The organism is Mangrovimonas sp. CR14, assembly GCF_011764015.1.
In the GTDB taxonomy this organism is placed as follows: domain Bacteria; phylum Bacteroidota; class Bacteroidia; order Flavobacteriales; family Flavobacteriaceae; genus Mangrovimonas; species Mangrovimonas futianensis.
On the sequence record NZ_JAAFZY010000001.1, the window covers coordinates 124,363 to 138,911 of the forward strand.

The following is a 14,549-nucleotide window of genomic DNA, read 5'->3' on the forward strand; positions in this document are numbered from 1 at the left end:
ATTATTTGTCTTAAGTTTTTAGTTTTCTAATTCAAATTCTCTCATCATTTCAGTCGCTGAATCGGTGCCAACAAAAACTTGGAAAGCACCTGGTTCTGCAACAAAATTCAAATCGTAATTATAGAATTTTAGATCCTCTTCTGTTATATCAAAGGTCACCCTTTTAGTTTCTCCTTTTTTAAGGTCTATTTTCTTGAATCCCTTCAACTCTTTAACTGGTCTGGTAACAGAACCTACAACATCCCTGATGTAGAGCTGGACCACTTCCTTACCGTCATAATTCCCCACATTGGTTACATCAACTGCAACTTCAATGTTTCCATCGGCATTCATGGAATCTGCACTCAGACTGTAATTGGAATAATCAAACTTGGTGTAGCTTAAACCATATCCAAATGGATATAGAGGTTCATTTCTAACATCTAAATAATTACTTCTGAATTTTTCAAACCTTCCTTCCTTATTCGAAAGAGGTCTACCTGTACTCTTATGATTATAAAAAATAGGAACTTGTCCCACATTCATAGGGAAAGTGGATGTCAATTTTCCAGATGGATTTACATCTCCAAACAAGACATCAGCTATGGACAAACCTGCTTCGCTACCAGGGAACCAAACATTTAAAATAGCAGGTACCTTTTTATTTTCTTCTACAATAGCCAAAGGTCTTCCTGTAAATAAAACTACCACCACTGGTTTCCCAGTCTCCAACAAGGCGCTTAATAAATCCTTTTGGGCTTGCGGAATTTGAAGTTTGGAAACGCTGCTACTTTCTCCACTTAACTCGGCTGTTTCTCCTATCGCAGCCACAATAACATCAGATTTAGAAGCAACCATCAAGGCCTCATCTATTAATTGTTTATCACTTTTATCATCCCTTGGTATTTCCTTACCAAACATGGTGATTCGTTTCTCAAAATCTAAATCAAAATCTACATTACTTCCTTTGGCATAAAGAATATTCACTTGGTCTCCTACTGCTTGTTTTAAACCATCCAATACAGTAATAGACTTTTCTTGTTTAGTAGCCACACTCCAGGTTCCTGCCATATTAACGGCTGTATTTGCTAAAGGACCAACCAAAGCAATAGTTCCTGACTTTTTAAGAGGCAACAGTTGATTTTCATTTTTCAGCAACACCATAGATTCAGCTCCAACTTTTCTAGCAAAAGCCCTATGTTCTTCAGAGAAAACCTCGGTCTTGGCACGCTCTACATCACAATATTTATAAGGGTCATCAAAAAGGCCTAGTTTGTATTTGGCGGTTAAAATTCTTTTAACAGCTGTATCAATATCATTCATTGTCACCTTCTCTTCGTCCAATGACTTTTTTAAAGTGCCTGATAAACCCTCACCAACCATATCCATATCAATCCCAGCCTTTAGTGCTAAGGCAGAAACGTCTTGAAGATCACCCATTCCATGAGCAATCATTTCAGGAATCCCGGTGTAATCTGTAACTACAAAGCCATCAAATCCCCATTGATCTCTCAATAAATCAGTCATCAGCCACTTGTTACCAGTTGCTGGTATCCCATCTACTTCATTAAAGGATGCCATTACCGATCCTACTCCCGCTTCAACTGCAGCTTGATAAGGATATAAATATTCGTTAAACATTCGGTATTTACTCATATCTACCGTGTTATAGTCCCTACCAGCTTCTGGCGCTCCATATAGGGCAAAATGCTTCACACAGGCCATCATGGTATTGTTTTGGGTTAGGTCATCACCTTGATAACCTTCTACCATAGCTTTTGCTATTTCTCCACCTAAAAAGGGATCTTCTCCATTTCCTTCTGAAATTCTACCCCAGCGTGGATCTCTTGAAATATCCACCATAGGTGAAAAGGTCCAGTTGATACCATCGGCAGTAGCTTCCTGAGCTGCAATTTGTGCTGTTCTCTTTATCATTTCCATGTCCCAAGTACAAGACAAACCAAGGGGAATTGGAAAGGTAGATTCATAGCCATGAATAACATCCATACCAAAAAGTAAAGGGATTTTAAGACGGCTTTTCTCAACTGCTATTCGCTGTACTTCCTTAATTTTTTCTACGGATTTTATATTGAATAACCCCCCTACTTTTCCTTCTTCTATCTTTTGGGCTATGTTAGAGCTTTGCGCTTGTCCCGTAGTTATATCTCCAGAAGATGGTAAGTTTAATTGGCCTAATTTCTCATCCAAAGTCATCAACCCCAAAATGGAATCCACTTGAGCCTCAAATGGGTTTTCGGTATTGGAATTAGACAACTTTGTTTTGTTGGAAGCTTCTTGATTACAGGACATCATTGAAAAAATAAGCAATCCTGCAGTAAGGGTTTTTAGTTTCGTCATTGTACTCATTGTTCTAATATTTTCGATTTTGAAAAAAGCCAGGGCAATAAATTGGGTTCAGCAAATGTTGAATCCCAACTGTTATGATTTGCGTCTCCATATAAATTAAAATTTGGCTTTCCTCCATAACTTAATAGGGCTTGTACCATTTGGATGGAATGTTCAGGTGTAACTACATCATCTTTGGCTCCATGAAAAATCCACATCGGTAATTTGGTCGCATAATTTTTTGCCAATTCTGGATTTCCGCCTCCGCAGATAGCAAAAGCAGCAGCAAAGACATTAGGTTTTCTTGATAAAAGCTCAAAGGTCCCCATCCCTCCCATGGAGAGACCTCCAAGGTATATTTGATCTTTCTTAATGTAAGGTTTGGCTATGGTTTCTTCAAGTAATTTCATTACCAAATCCATGGCCTTGGTAGGCGCAGCATCCTTTGGGAATGTTAATGTTAAAGGGTATGAACTCCTATCTACATTGGCATTGGCCCAATAGTCATTCTTAGGACATTGTGGAAAAATCACAATTGCAGGAAAGGAGTCTCTATTCTTTTCAGAGGCAAATAAACTACTGCCATGTACTAATTGTGATTGATTGTCATTACCTCGCTCCCCAGCGCCATGTAAAAACAACACTAGCGGGTATTGCCTACTCTCCTTAAAATCTTTGGGAAACATAATGCGATACATTAACGTATCATTTCCATTAATGAAATTTTCCTTTTGATATAATTCCTTTTGTGCGTGTCCCATTCCGTAAATCAATAGGATTGTCAGCACTAAATATTTCTTTATACTCACCATCTTTTAATATGTAAAACCTAAAATATTTAATCCGTTTTGAACATCTTCATTTGCCATAAACAAGTCCCATAAAAGTCCTGTTCTGTAATTTTCAATCATCACAATTTGAGGGCCTTGATCAATAGCTAAATAGGCATTAGCGACCCAGTAGTTGTAAGCAGGACTAAAGGCATCGTAAAAACCTGCAGGCCCCAAGAGTACATTTTCTTTACTGTAGAAGAAGTGCATCGCATTTAAGGACTCCTCTGGTGTGTAGGGAATGGAGCTTATCGCTGCTGTCGGGGAAATGACTCCCGTATCATTCTCTGGTTCATGGGCACTATATCCTATAGATCCATCACCATTTCTACTGTAACTAGCTGTTAGGCCCCAACAATTAGGACCATAATCCGTGTAATTATTAGGATTATCCACACAATAAGAATAATTAATTAGGGTATGATTTCTATTTAAATCCCAATAATTGGCATATTGATCTGATAAATTTCTAGGGTCTAAGCCTAAATATGAGTAGTGTGCCCAAAATAAAGGTCCTGTTCCTGATCCGACATGATCTAAAACTAGAGGATACCCATATTGATTGGCAGAAGACACAATACCACCGTTACTAGCCCATCCTTCATGATAAACTTCGGGAGCAATTGGATGATCGGGAGAAGCAGCACCAAGAATAAAGGCAATCAAGGTTTCATTATAACCCTTTAATTCCAAATTAATGGCGAACTCATGATTTGGACTCCAGTGCCAGAATAATTTATTTTGACCTTGGGTATACCAATCCCATTCCACGCCTTTCCAAAGCATATCTGCTTGATCGGCAAGAGCGATTTCATCTGTAGAACCTTCTTTAAAATACTCTTTGACACAAATCAAGCCTTGAACAAAGAATGCTGTTTCAACGATATCCCCTCCATCATCCAGATTACTGAAAGGTAAAGCAAATCCTGTTGGTCCATCAATCCAATGAGACCAAGCTCCATGAAATCTATCGGCACCTTCATAAAAGTTTAAAATTTGCTGAAGTCTAGCTACGCCTTCTGATCGTGTGATAAAACCACGCTCAATCCCCACTAATATGGCCATTAATCCAAATCCTGATCCTCCTGAAGTCACAACATTTTGATTTAGGGTAGGATTACTGGGGTGATATCTTTCTTTAGCCGCACCAGAATTAGATTCGGCATAATCCCAAAAGTATTTAAAGGTTTCCTCTTGAACCAAGTCCATGATTTCATCATTGGTCAAAGGATTTTCTTCAGGGTCTGGGTTTGGGTTAAAGGGGGGTTGATAACCTGGTCCATCATCATTATTACAACTGGTAATTAGAAGCAACAAACACCCAAAAATTAATCTCTTCATCATTTATTTATTTTTTCAGTTTCTATATTTAGATTTTTCAACCCTTCTTTTATGTCTTTATTTTTCATAAATAGCTCCCAAATCAAACCTGATCTATGATTTTCAATCATGATAACAATAGGAGCTTGATTTAAGCCCATAAATAATGGAGATCTCCAATGATCCTTCAACGACATAGCGTCATAGAACCCATAATAGCCATACCATCTTTCTCCATAGTTTCGATAAAAATTCTTTAGAGCTTTCATAGATGCCTCTGGTGTATATGGAAAACTGGATAAGGCTCCAGTAGGGGTAATTTTACCATGGTCATTAATAGGATTAGGTTCATCAGCTGAATATTTATAAGGGCCGTCACTAGCTGTCAAACCCCAATAATCAGAACCATATCCGGGATGATTTTTCGGATTGGTTATACAGTAATTTTGATTGATTTTTGCAATTCTCTTATTATTCTCGAAATAGTTAACATAGGCATCCGTCAACTGATGAGGATCTAATCCAAAATAGGAATAATGGATGAAAAATAATGGCCCTCCATTTGATACGCCAACAGGCAGTTCTATTCCCTCATAAGTATGTCCATTTTTATACATAGAGCCATCCTTAGTCTTTCCCCAATTAGTCCTATATTCTTGAGCTTTTTTTGATGGACTTGCCCAACCAGTGTAATACATAGAAGCCGGAATATTATGGGTTGGTGATGCAATTGCTAAAAAATAGGTAATCATTGTTTCATTCCACCCAATCAATTGATGATCGATGGTCCATGATTGATCTGGTGACCAATGCCAAGTTAAAAAGTCTTTACTCGATTCTTGACTAAACCAATCCCATTCAACTTCTTCCCAAAGTTTTGTTATATTATTTCTTATTTCAATTTCTTTAGGATCGTTCTTATCAAAAAAGGATTTTGCTGTTAATAGTCCTTGCATTAAAAAGGATGTTTCAACTAAATCTGCTCCATTATCGCGTTTTCCAAAGAAAGGAACTACTTTTCCTGTTTCCCCATTCAAAAAATGTGGAAAAGCCCCATGAAAACGATCAGCTTTCATTAAATATCTGGTCATTTTTAAGAATCGTTCCACCGCTTCCCCCCTAGAAATAAACTTTCTATGGACGCCAGCAATTATAGCCATCATTCCAAACCCAGAAGCACCTGTGGCAATCATAGTTGTTCTTCCCGGAATATTTTCCAAGGCAAGTCCAGAATTAGATTCTGCACCATCCCAGTAATATCTTAGGTGGGACTCTTGAACCATGTCCAAAAGTTCGTCATCAGTCATTTCCCTAGTTTGAGTACTCAACACATTGGAAGGCGTGGTTTTTAAATAATCTTTATTTAAATAGGAAATTTGGTAAGTGTAAGTCTCCTTAGAGTCCCCAACAAAATCTGTATATCCAGATATCCAAGGATGTTGAATTCCTATATATTTAAAATCGGAATCCTTGCCAGATTTTCTATAAATTTGAATGTATTTCACATTCATGTCTGTTGGTTTTTCCCAGGTTAAATCAATGTGCTTTTCAAATCCCTTCACAGAAATTAAGTTGGGTTTCTGTGTTATAAATGTTGCAGGTTCCTCTGAAATAAACTCAATCTGATCGATTAAAAAACTATGGTTGGAAATACTTGTAGCAGCTTGAGATAACTTCAAACCCGAAATCCCATTGATTACTATATTCTCGCCAAATTGATCTAATGGGATCTTAATTTGCACCCATTGTTTTATTGGACGATTTTGAAATACGTCTTTCAAAGACACCGATTTGCTTTGGCCATTATAGCCCAAGCTTAAATTGGGTAGCGAAGCTATGGCGTCCTTATTGGGAAGAAACATCCAAAAGGACAAAACATCTGCTGGTACAAAATAATCTATTCCACGAATTTTATCATACAATATTTCGGCAGTCCAATTTCCAGATACCGCAGAATGATATTGGACAAACAAAGCATTTTTTGGTGTAAAGGAAATATGATTGTTGACTAGAAGTTTTCCATCTATATTTTTCACCCAGCTCTCTCCCGTAAATTCCACATTCGAAAAGAAATAGGCATCAGGCATCGGGCTATCTTCAAACAAAACCTTTAAATATGGACTCTCTTGAGAATATGAGGTGCTAACAAACAAGAAGCAAATTAGTAGTATGTAACTCTTAATCTTACTCATTTGTAAAACCTAACTTATCCAGTCCTTCTTTTACATCCTTATTTTTCATAAATAAATCCCACAACAATCCCGTTCTATAATTCTCAATCATTACAGGTATGGGTCCTTGATCAATAGCTAGATAGCGAGGTAAATACCATTTATATTCTAAACTAAATGCATCATAGGGACCGTATTTTCCTATCAAGGAATCTTCATTTTTATACATATACCTCAGCATTTTCATACTAGCTTCTGGAGTATAGGGGAATGAAGACAAAGCAGCTGTTGGAGAAATAACCCCTAAATCATTACCTGGTCTATGTCCTGCATATCCTTTCATGGAATAACTGGAAGTCAAGCCCCACAGGCTATCACCATAACCTTTAAAATGTTTAGGATTTTCTTGTGCATATTCATGATGGATAATGGCATGGTTTTTTACCAATTTCCAATAATCTGCATACTGATCTTTTAAACCTTTGGGGTTCAACCCTAAATAAGAGTAGTGTGCCCAAAATAATGGACCTACGGCAGCATCATTATGCTCGTAATAATCAAGTACTAAAGCTTTTCCATAAAGTGAATCATTGGACACAATTTTTCCGTTCCTAGCCCATCCCTTTTCATAAACACTTTTGGAAATTGAATGTGTTGGTGAGGCTGCGGCTAGAACATACATGATCAAGCATTCATTATACCCCCCTACAGGAAAGTTCATTTCCCAACCATAATTAGGAGACCAATGCCAGTAGAGTACATCTTTACCTCCCTGAGTATACCAATCCCACTCAACATCTCTCCACAATTCATCTATCCTGGTAACCAAAGCTTCTTCTCTTTCATCACCTCCCTTAAAGTACTCTGAAACGGTTAGTAGCCCTTGAACTAAAAAAGCCGTTTCAACCAAATCTCCTCCATTGTCCTTTTTACCAAATGGTACAACCTTTCCTGTCTCTCCATTTAACCAGTGTGGCCAGGCTCCATGAAATCGATCTGCTTTCTCGAGAAAATCAACAATTTGCTCATATCTTTCTAGTGCTTGCTGTCTCGTTATAAAGCCACGTTCTACCCCAACTAAAATAGCCATAAGACCAAAACCACTTCCTCCAGTGGTTACTGTATTCTTTGGAGAAGTTGGATATTCATCATCCATATGTAATCTTTCCCTTGCCAAACCAGAATTGGGTTCTGCACCATCCCAGAAATAATCAAAGGTTTGTTTTTGAACAGTGTCTAATAATTGGTCATCAGTTAAATCAACCTGGTCGGTCTTTGTTTCTGAAATTTTGTGGTCTGCTTTCTTACCTTCTGATTTACATCCCAACAGAAATAAAACCAAAAAAAAGGAAAAGAAAAATTTAGGATTTAAGCGTCTCATTTTAAATTCGATTCGATTTTAAGAAATTTAGCTGCATTTCGGTTTAAAGGAAATACAGCTAAAAATCAAATAAGGCTAATTCAAATAATTACAATCACTTATGTGAAGGTAAATTGTGCATATTAAAGCATACTTTGCACCTCTTCTTGAGATAATGCTTTATTATAAAGTCTTAACTCGTCCATATAGCTCAGGTCAGACCAGTGATTCCACCCTGTAAATCTAGGAGCACCAGACATGATGGATAAAATATCACAACCTGTCCAATCAACACCTCCAGAAACAGAACCTTGACTTACTATGTTTCCATTGATATAAACAACAACTGCTGAATCTGAAATTGTAAAGGCAAAATGCACCCAATCTGTTGTGCTAGGGTCTACATCAGCTGCTGTACCTCCATCAAACCAAGAATCAGCATCGCCATTACCAACATTCAATTTAAATCTTTGCATACCTCCAGCATTTTCACGGAAGAATCTAAAACCGCTTGTTCTGTTATTTTGAGCATCTGGATTATCTTCATCAGGCGGACCAATAACTAGTATTCCAGCACGATCTGGATCTGCATTGATATTCATCCAAAATGTTGCACTCAAGTCGCTTCCTAAGTTTAGCATATCTGTTGGAACAGTCAAATAAGAATCTGTTGCACCTGCATAAGCGTTATTACCCATATAGGCATCTGCTGAACCAGTAAATCCAGGAGTTCCTTCTTCAGTTGCATCCACATCATTTACAATATCAGTGTAGCTCCCATTGAAAGGCATATATAGAATTTGGCTGCTGTATGCCATTTGCTCCACAATTTCAGATTGACTTAAAGCCACATTGAAAATTCTTAATTCATCCATATAACTTAGGTCAGATAAATGGTTCCAACCTGTAAATCTTGGAGCTCCTGACATGATTGATAAAATATCACATCCTGTCCAGTCAACTCCAGCGAAGGAGTTTTGGCTTACTACATTTCCATTAATGTAAACAACTGCTTCTGATTCAGAAATGGTAAAAGCTAAATGAATCCATTCATTTGTGGTTGGATCCACATCAGCGGCTGAACCACCATCAAACCAAGATTCACCATCACCAGTACCTACATTCAATTTAAAACGTTGCATACCTCCAGCATCTTCTCTGAAGAATCTGAATCCGCTTGTTCTATTATTTTGGGCATCTGGATTATCCTCATCTGGAGGTCCAACTGTAAGGATACCAGCTCTGTTTGGATTTGCATCTACTTTATACCAAAAAGAAGCAGTAAACTGGCTACTTAATAAGCCTTCAGTGGGAACCGTCAAATAAGAATCAGTAGCTCCGGCATAGGCATTATTCCCTGCATAAGATTCACCTGCAAAACCTGGAGACCCCACTGTTGTGGCAGGCATAGAGTTCACTAGGTTAGTATAGTCTCCATCAAAAGGCATATATAACATTTCACCTTCATATAAAGGCACATATGGCGGCTCTTTTGTGAAATTTGCCGTAACAGTTGTTGTATTTCCAACAATGTCTGTTGCAGAAACTGAAACAACATGGTCTCCAATAGTTACATTGTCATATGTTAATTCTCTAGTTACAATACGATAATCGGTAAACTCATCATAACTAGCAATTTGATTTCCGTCAACCGAAACGGTTACTAATGCAAGTTCAATGTCATCTTCTGCCTCTAACTCAATATCAACTGAAGATGTTGGATTTGGATCTGAAATAGCCAATCCTTCTGTTGGCTTAACAATGGTAACAATTGGCGCTCCCTCATCTTGACCTGGATCTACTGCCGTAATCGGATCTATTCCATCATAACAGGAATACATGAGGATTCCAACAAAAAGAACTGTAGTATATCTTAATATTTTTTTCATATCACTGTAAGTTTTATTCTATTAATTTTCTAGAGGTAACGCATCTACCTGTCCTTGCGGATAAGGCAATAATTCCTTATCTGCAGTAAAGGTTCTACCATCATAACTCAATTCATCATACCAGTCTAACCTGATCATATCGAAATAACGCACACCCCATTCCATTGCTAACTCAGCTAGTTTTTCATCCATAACTGTCTCAGTGGTAACACCAGAAACATTTCCTAAACCGGCTCTAGATCTCACCATATTTACAGCTTGATCAGCTGACATTCCATTACCGCTAGCCCCATGAGTTAAGGCCTCAGCATACATTAAAAGAATTTCTGCATATCTAAAAACAATATAATTTTTACCAGCTCCATAATTATTTCTTCCTTGAATAATTTGATTGGATGGTAAATAATGTTTACCACTAAAGAAATCAGCACGAGGAGAATTATTAATAACATCTCCATCTGGAGTGGTATTAGTAACAAACCCTGGAAGGTCAGCATAATTTGGATCACTTTGAATTTCATTGATTCCATCAGGAGTAAACAACACGCTCGTTTCAAGTCTTACAGTTTCCCCTCTATCCAACATAAACTTGATATACTTCATACTAGGCTCAAAGAATCCCCAACCACCAGAAGCATCTGGTCTCGCTGGCACATAAGCCGTAGGTCCAAAAGGTGCATATAAATGATAGAAGGTATCTCCAGTAGCATTTCCGAAATCGGAGAACTGAATTTCCCAAAGGTTTTCATTGCTTACTTCGCCATCTGTTTTAAACAAATTATAATAATCAGGATAAAGCATAAACTTGTCTGAATTGATAATCTCACCAGTGACATTGGCCACCTCTTGATAATTCTCCAATTCTTGATAGGCCATTGCCTGTAAAGCCATTGCAGCATATTTGGTAATACCTCCATAAATGTCCATTCTCTCATTAGGACGAGCATCCAAAAGGTTTGGTATTGCTTCGTTCATCTCTGAAATCACATATTCCATGACACCATCTTTACTAACGGTTCCATTGATATATTCTGTATCAGGCTCTGTGGTGTTTATAATAAATACATTTCCCCAGTTTCTGGCTAAATTAAAATGCAACCACGCTCTCATGACTTTAATTTCTGCCAAATATTGGTCAGCTTCGTCATAATAACTAGGGTCTGCATAGCTTCGGTATTGATTGATCAATTCCATTGCTGTATTTAGACCTACTATATCAGAATAGTGTAAAGCAAATAGAGAATTGTACATCCAATAATCTTTGTTGTAGATAAATTGGTCTGTATCCCAGAATGGTTGTTGGTCTCCCAACCCTCCAGAGTTTACATCATCTCCACGCACAGATAACAAGAGTGGTTCCTCCCATCCTCTGGTACCAAATATCTGATAGGCTCCCACAAGTGGATCAATCATATCTTCGGTATTTGTATAATCTAAATCGTCGGCATTTAACTGCCCCTCTTGTTCATTAATCTTATCCGAACAGGATACCATTCCAAGGGACAAAAGAATGGCCCAAATGGTTTTGTTTATTAATTTTTCTATTCTTTTCATATCTCTTTTTTTATATTTTCACATTGATACCTACCGTATATACTGCTGGAATTGGATAGGTTTGTCTATCCACACCGTTTGGAACTTCAGGATCAAATCCATTGTACTTGAAGAATGTAAATGGACGATCTGCAGTTAATGTCAAACGAGTTTCTGGAAATTTCCCATTAAGTAATTTACTTCCCTTGATAGTATAAGACAATTGAATATTTTGAATTCTGAAGAAGTCCCCATCTTCAATCCAAAAATCACTTAATCTTTGGTTCCATGATTTTCTCAACCCAGCAGATGACGGATATTCATTACTTGTACCTTCCCCGTGCCATCTATTTTTTGCTAAATCAGCATCCATATTGGTATCATTGGTAAAGATGATTTCTCCTCTTTTACGGTTTAGGATTTTGTTTCCTGATTGACCATAGAAACTAGCAGAGAATCCCCAATTTTTATAATTGACTCCAATATTTCCACCATAGGTAAACTTAGGTAAGAAAGAGCCAAGAACAACTCTATCCTCATCTGTAATTTGCCCATCACCATTCTGGTCTCTATAAATTAAATCCCCTGGTTGGATATTTTGTCCTGCATCGATAGCTGCCTGAGCCGTAGGATCGGCATCAATTTGAGCTTGATTTTGATAAACTCCAATTCTTTCATAACCGAAGAAAGCCAAGATAGGTTCTCCTTCCATCGTTCTTTGACGGAATTCAGCTGATCCAGAATCAATATATCCTCTTGAATCTTCAATGCTTATAGTTTCATTTTTCAAAGTGGTAAAATTGGCACCAATACTATAACTGAAATCCTCATTTACGGATTCATTCCAGTTAAGGACCAATTCTAAACCTGAATTTCTAATTTGACCTGAGTTTCTCTGCAAAGTCACATTAGCAATTGGAATGTAAACAGGCATAATAGCATCATGAGTATCTCTGATGTAGTAATCCGCATCAATTGACAGCCTGTTATTTAAGGTTATCATGTTTAAACCAAAATTCTTTTCTTCAACGACTTCCCATGTATTATTGGTAAAAGTACTTGTAGCCGTAACTCCAGATAATGGATCGTTACCAGCAGCGATAATTACTTCGCTTGTGGTATTGGCACCAGAACTTGGAGCCACATTATCATTACCTAATTTACCCCAAGCAGCTCTTAATTTTAAGAAATCGAAAATGCCATTATTTTGCATAAACCCTTCTTCTGAAATCACCCAACCGGCTCCAACTGAAGGAAAATATCCCCATGGATCTTGAGTAAATTTAGATGAACCATCGGCTCTAATCGTACCATATAACAAATACTTTCCTTTGTAGTTATAGGCCGCTCTAGCAAAATAGGACATCCCATAATAACGTCTTCCGTTCTCAGATACAGTACGAGTTTCTGGATCTGGATCTGAGAAATCCAAATACCACGAAGACTCTAATTGAATACCTCTGATATCACCTCCAGAACCTGACAAACCATTGTATGCTTCATCTCTAAAAGAGGCTCCTCCCAACAAAGTAATGTTGTGATCCCCAAAATTATCTTCATAAGTAAGCGTGTTATCCCAAATTTGATTGAAATAGGTATTGTCAGATCTTGAAATACTTGAGATTCGTTGATCTCCATAACCTATATTGAATGGGAGGTTAACGTTTCTTTGTTCAATAGCAGCTAGATTGGCGTTATATACCGTTTTAAAGGTTAATTTTTCAGGAATAATTTCAGTTTGCACATAAAAATTAGTCTGAACTTTTCTAATTTTCTGTCTGTTATTATTATATCTCAAATCTGGAAAAGGGTTTTGAGAACTTCTATACCCAATTGCTCTTGCATTTGCAAAAGGAGTTGGAGTCGCATCTGTATTTTGAAAATCATAAACAGGCAAAATAGGCACTGCAAAATACGCTTTGAACCAAGCAGAATTCTCTGGCAGGTATTTAGTGGCATTACTAAAAACCAAGTTTGAACCAATTTTGAATCGATCTGACAAATCCACATCCACTTTAGTACGGATGTTAAATCTTTCGTACTCATTTTTCATATCCAAGATACCCTCTTGAGAAAGATAATTGGCCCCAACAGAATAAGCCACATTCTCTCCTCCACCACTAGCACTGATACTATGGTTAGATATCAATCCCTCTCTCATTATCTCATCATACCAATCGGTATTTACATTAGGAACATTTGGATTTACTCTACTACGCCCAAAACGTTGCATAGCGTTCAATACAAATTGGATATCTGCTTCAGATCCCGATTCGTAGGCCATGGTCACAAATTGCTCAGCATTGGCCATTTGAACCACATTTTGAGCAAATTGAACTCCAGAGTAACCATCATATTCAAAAACTGGTTTTGAATTTTTTCTACCAGTTTTGGTAGTAATCAACACCACCCCATTGGCAGCTCGAACTCCGTATATTGCGGAAGAAGAGGCATCCTTAAGGACATTAATTGATTCAATATCTTTTGAGTTTAAGAAATCGATGTTATCATAAAACATTCCATCTACTACATATAGTACATTAGTCCCAGACCCAAAAGTCCCAAGACCTCTAATCCTAACTGTAGGAGAATCCCCTGGAGTACCAGCGCTTACAATTTGCACCCCTGCCACTTTACCTTGCATGGACTGCATAACGTTGGCTGCAGGTGTTTTTTCAATTTCTTCAGCTTTAACAGTTGCTATTGACCCTGTTAAATCTGCTTTCTTTTGGGTTCCATACCCAACTACAACCACTTCATCTAATGCCGCTACATCCGTTTCCAAAACCACATCAATTGTAGAGCTACTCCCTACAGTGACCGATGCGCTTTTAAAACCTACAAAACTAAACTCAAGGACATCTCCCTGATTAGCTTTTAAAGTGTAGTTCCCATCAAAATCTGTACTTGTTCCTCGAGCTGTTCCGCTAATAATTACACTTACCCCTGGTAGAGGCATATTATCTTCATTGCCCGTCACGGTTCCACTCACTTGTATTTCTTGAGCAAAGCCGATTGAAGATATCATAAGCAACATTAAAATTAGCCTAAATCTTGTTTTCATACGTAGTTTGAATTTTGAAAATAATTAGTCGAATCTAAATTAAGATGTATTTGAAAC

At 37.6% G+C, this 14,549-nt stretch carries 8 protein-coding genes; all 8 read right to left on the bottom strand.

All coding sequences use genetic code 11. From position 1 onward, the window contains the following. Positions 1-18: 18 nt before the first annotated feature. Positions 19-2,337: a beta-glucosidase BglX gene (bglX, locus tag GZ212_RS00510; RefSeq protein ID WP_166956219.1), complete on the bottom strand. Its 2,319-nt coding sequence runs from the start codon at positions 2,335-2,337 to the stop codon at positions 19-21. Positions 2,338-2,342: 5 nt separating this feature from the next. Continuing rightward, positions 2,343-3,113 carry a dienelactone hydrolase family protein gene (locus GZ212_RS00515; protein ID WP_370520420.1) on the bottom strand — a complete coding sequence of 257 codons (771 nt, stop codon included), beginning with the start codon at positions 3,111-3,113 and terminating at the stop codon, positions 2,343-2,345. 27 nt (positions 3,114-3,140) lie between these two features. Next, positions 3,141-4,496, bottom strand: coding sequence for a glucoamylase family protein (locus GZ212_RS00520; protein WP_166957221.1), 1,356 nt, complete (start codon positions 4,494-4,496; stop codon positions 3,141-3,143). Further along, the gene (locus GZ212_RS00525) at positions 4,496-6,667 is read right to left on the bottom strand and encodes a glucoamylase family protein (protein WP_206080355.1); all 2,172 of its coding nucleotides are present in this window, start codon (positions 6,665-6,667) and stop codon (positions 4,496-4,498) included. The genes GZ212_RS00520 and GZ212_RS00525 overlap by 1 nt, the downstream gene beginning before the upstream one ends. Continuing rightward, the gene (locus GZ212_RS00530; RefSeq protein WP_166956225.1) at positions 6,660-8,027 is read right to left on the bottom strand and encodes a glucoamylase family protein; all 1,368 of its coding nucleotides are present in this window, start codon (positions 8,025-8,027) and stop codon (positions 6,660-6,662) included. The genes GZ212_RS00525 and GZ212_RS00530 overlap by 8 nt, the downstream gene beginning before the upstream one ends. A gap of 122 nt (positions 8,028-8,149) precedes the next feature. After that, positions 8,150-9,895, bottom strand: coding sequence for a LamG domain-containing protein (locus tag GZ212_RS00535; protein ID WP_166956228.1), 1,746 nt, complete (start codon positions 9,893-9,895; stop codon positions 8,150-8,152). 21 nt (positions 9,896-9,916) lie between these two features. Further along, entirely contained in the window at positions 9,917-11,449 is a 1,533-nt protein-coding gene (locus tag GZ212_RS00540) for a RagB/SusD family nutrient uptake outer membrane protein (protein WP_166956230.1), read from the bottom strand. Between the two features lie 10 nt (positions 11,450-11,459). Next, entirely contained in the window at positions 11,460-14,456 is a 2,997-nt protein-coding gene (locus GZ212_RS00545; protein WP_240923679.1) for a TonB-dependent receptor, read from the bottom strand. Positions 14,457-14,549 lie beyond the last annotated feature (93 nt).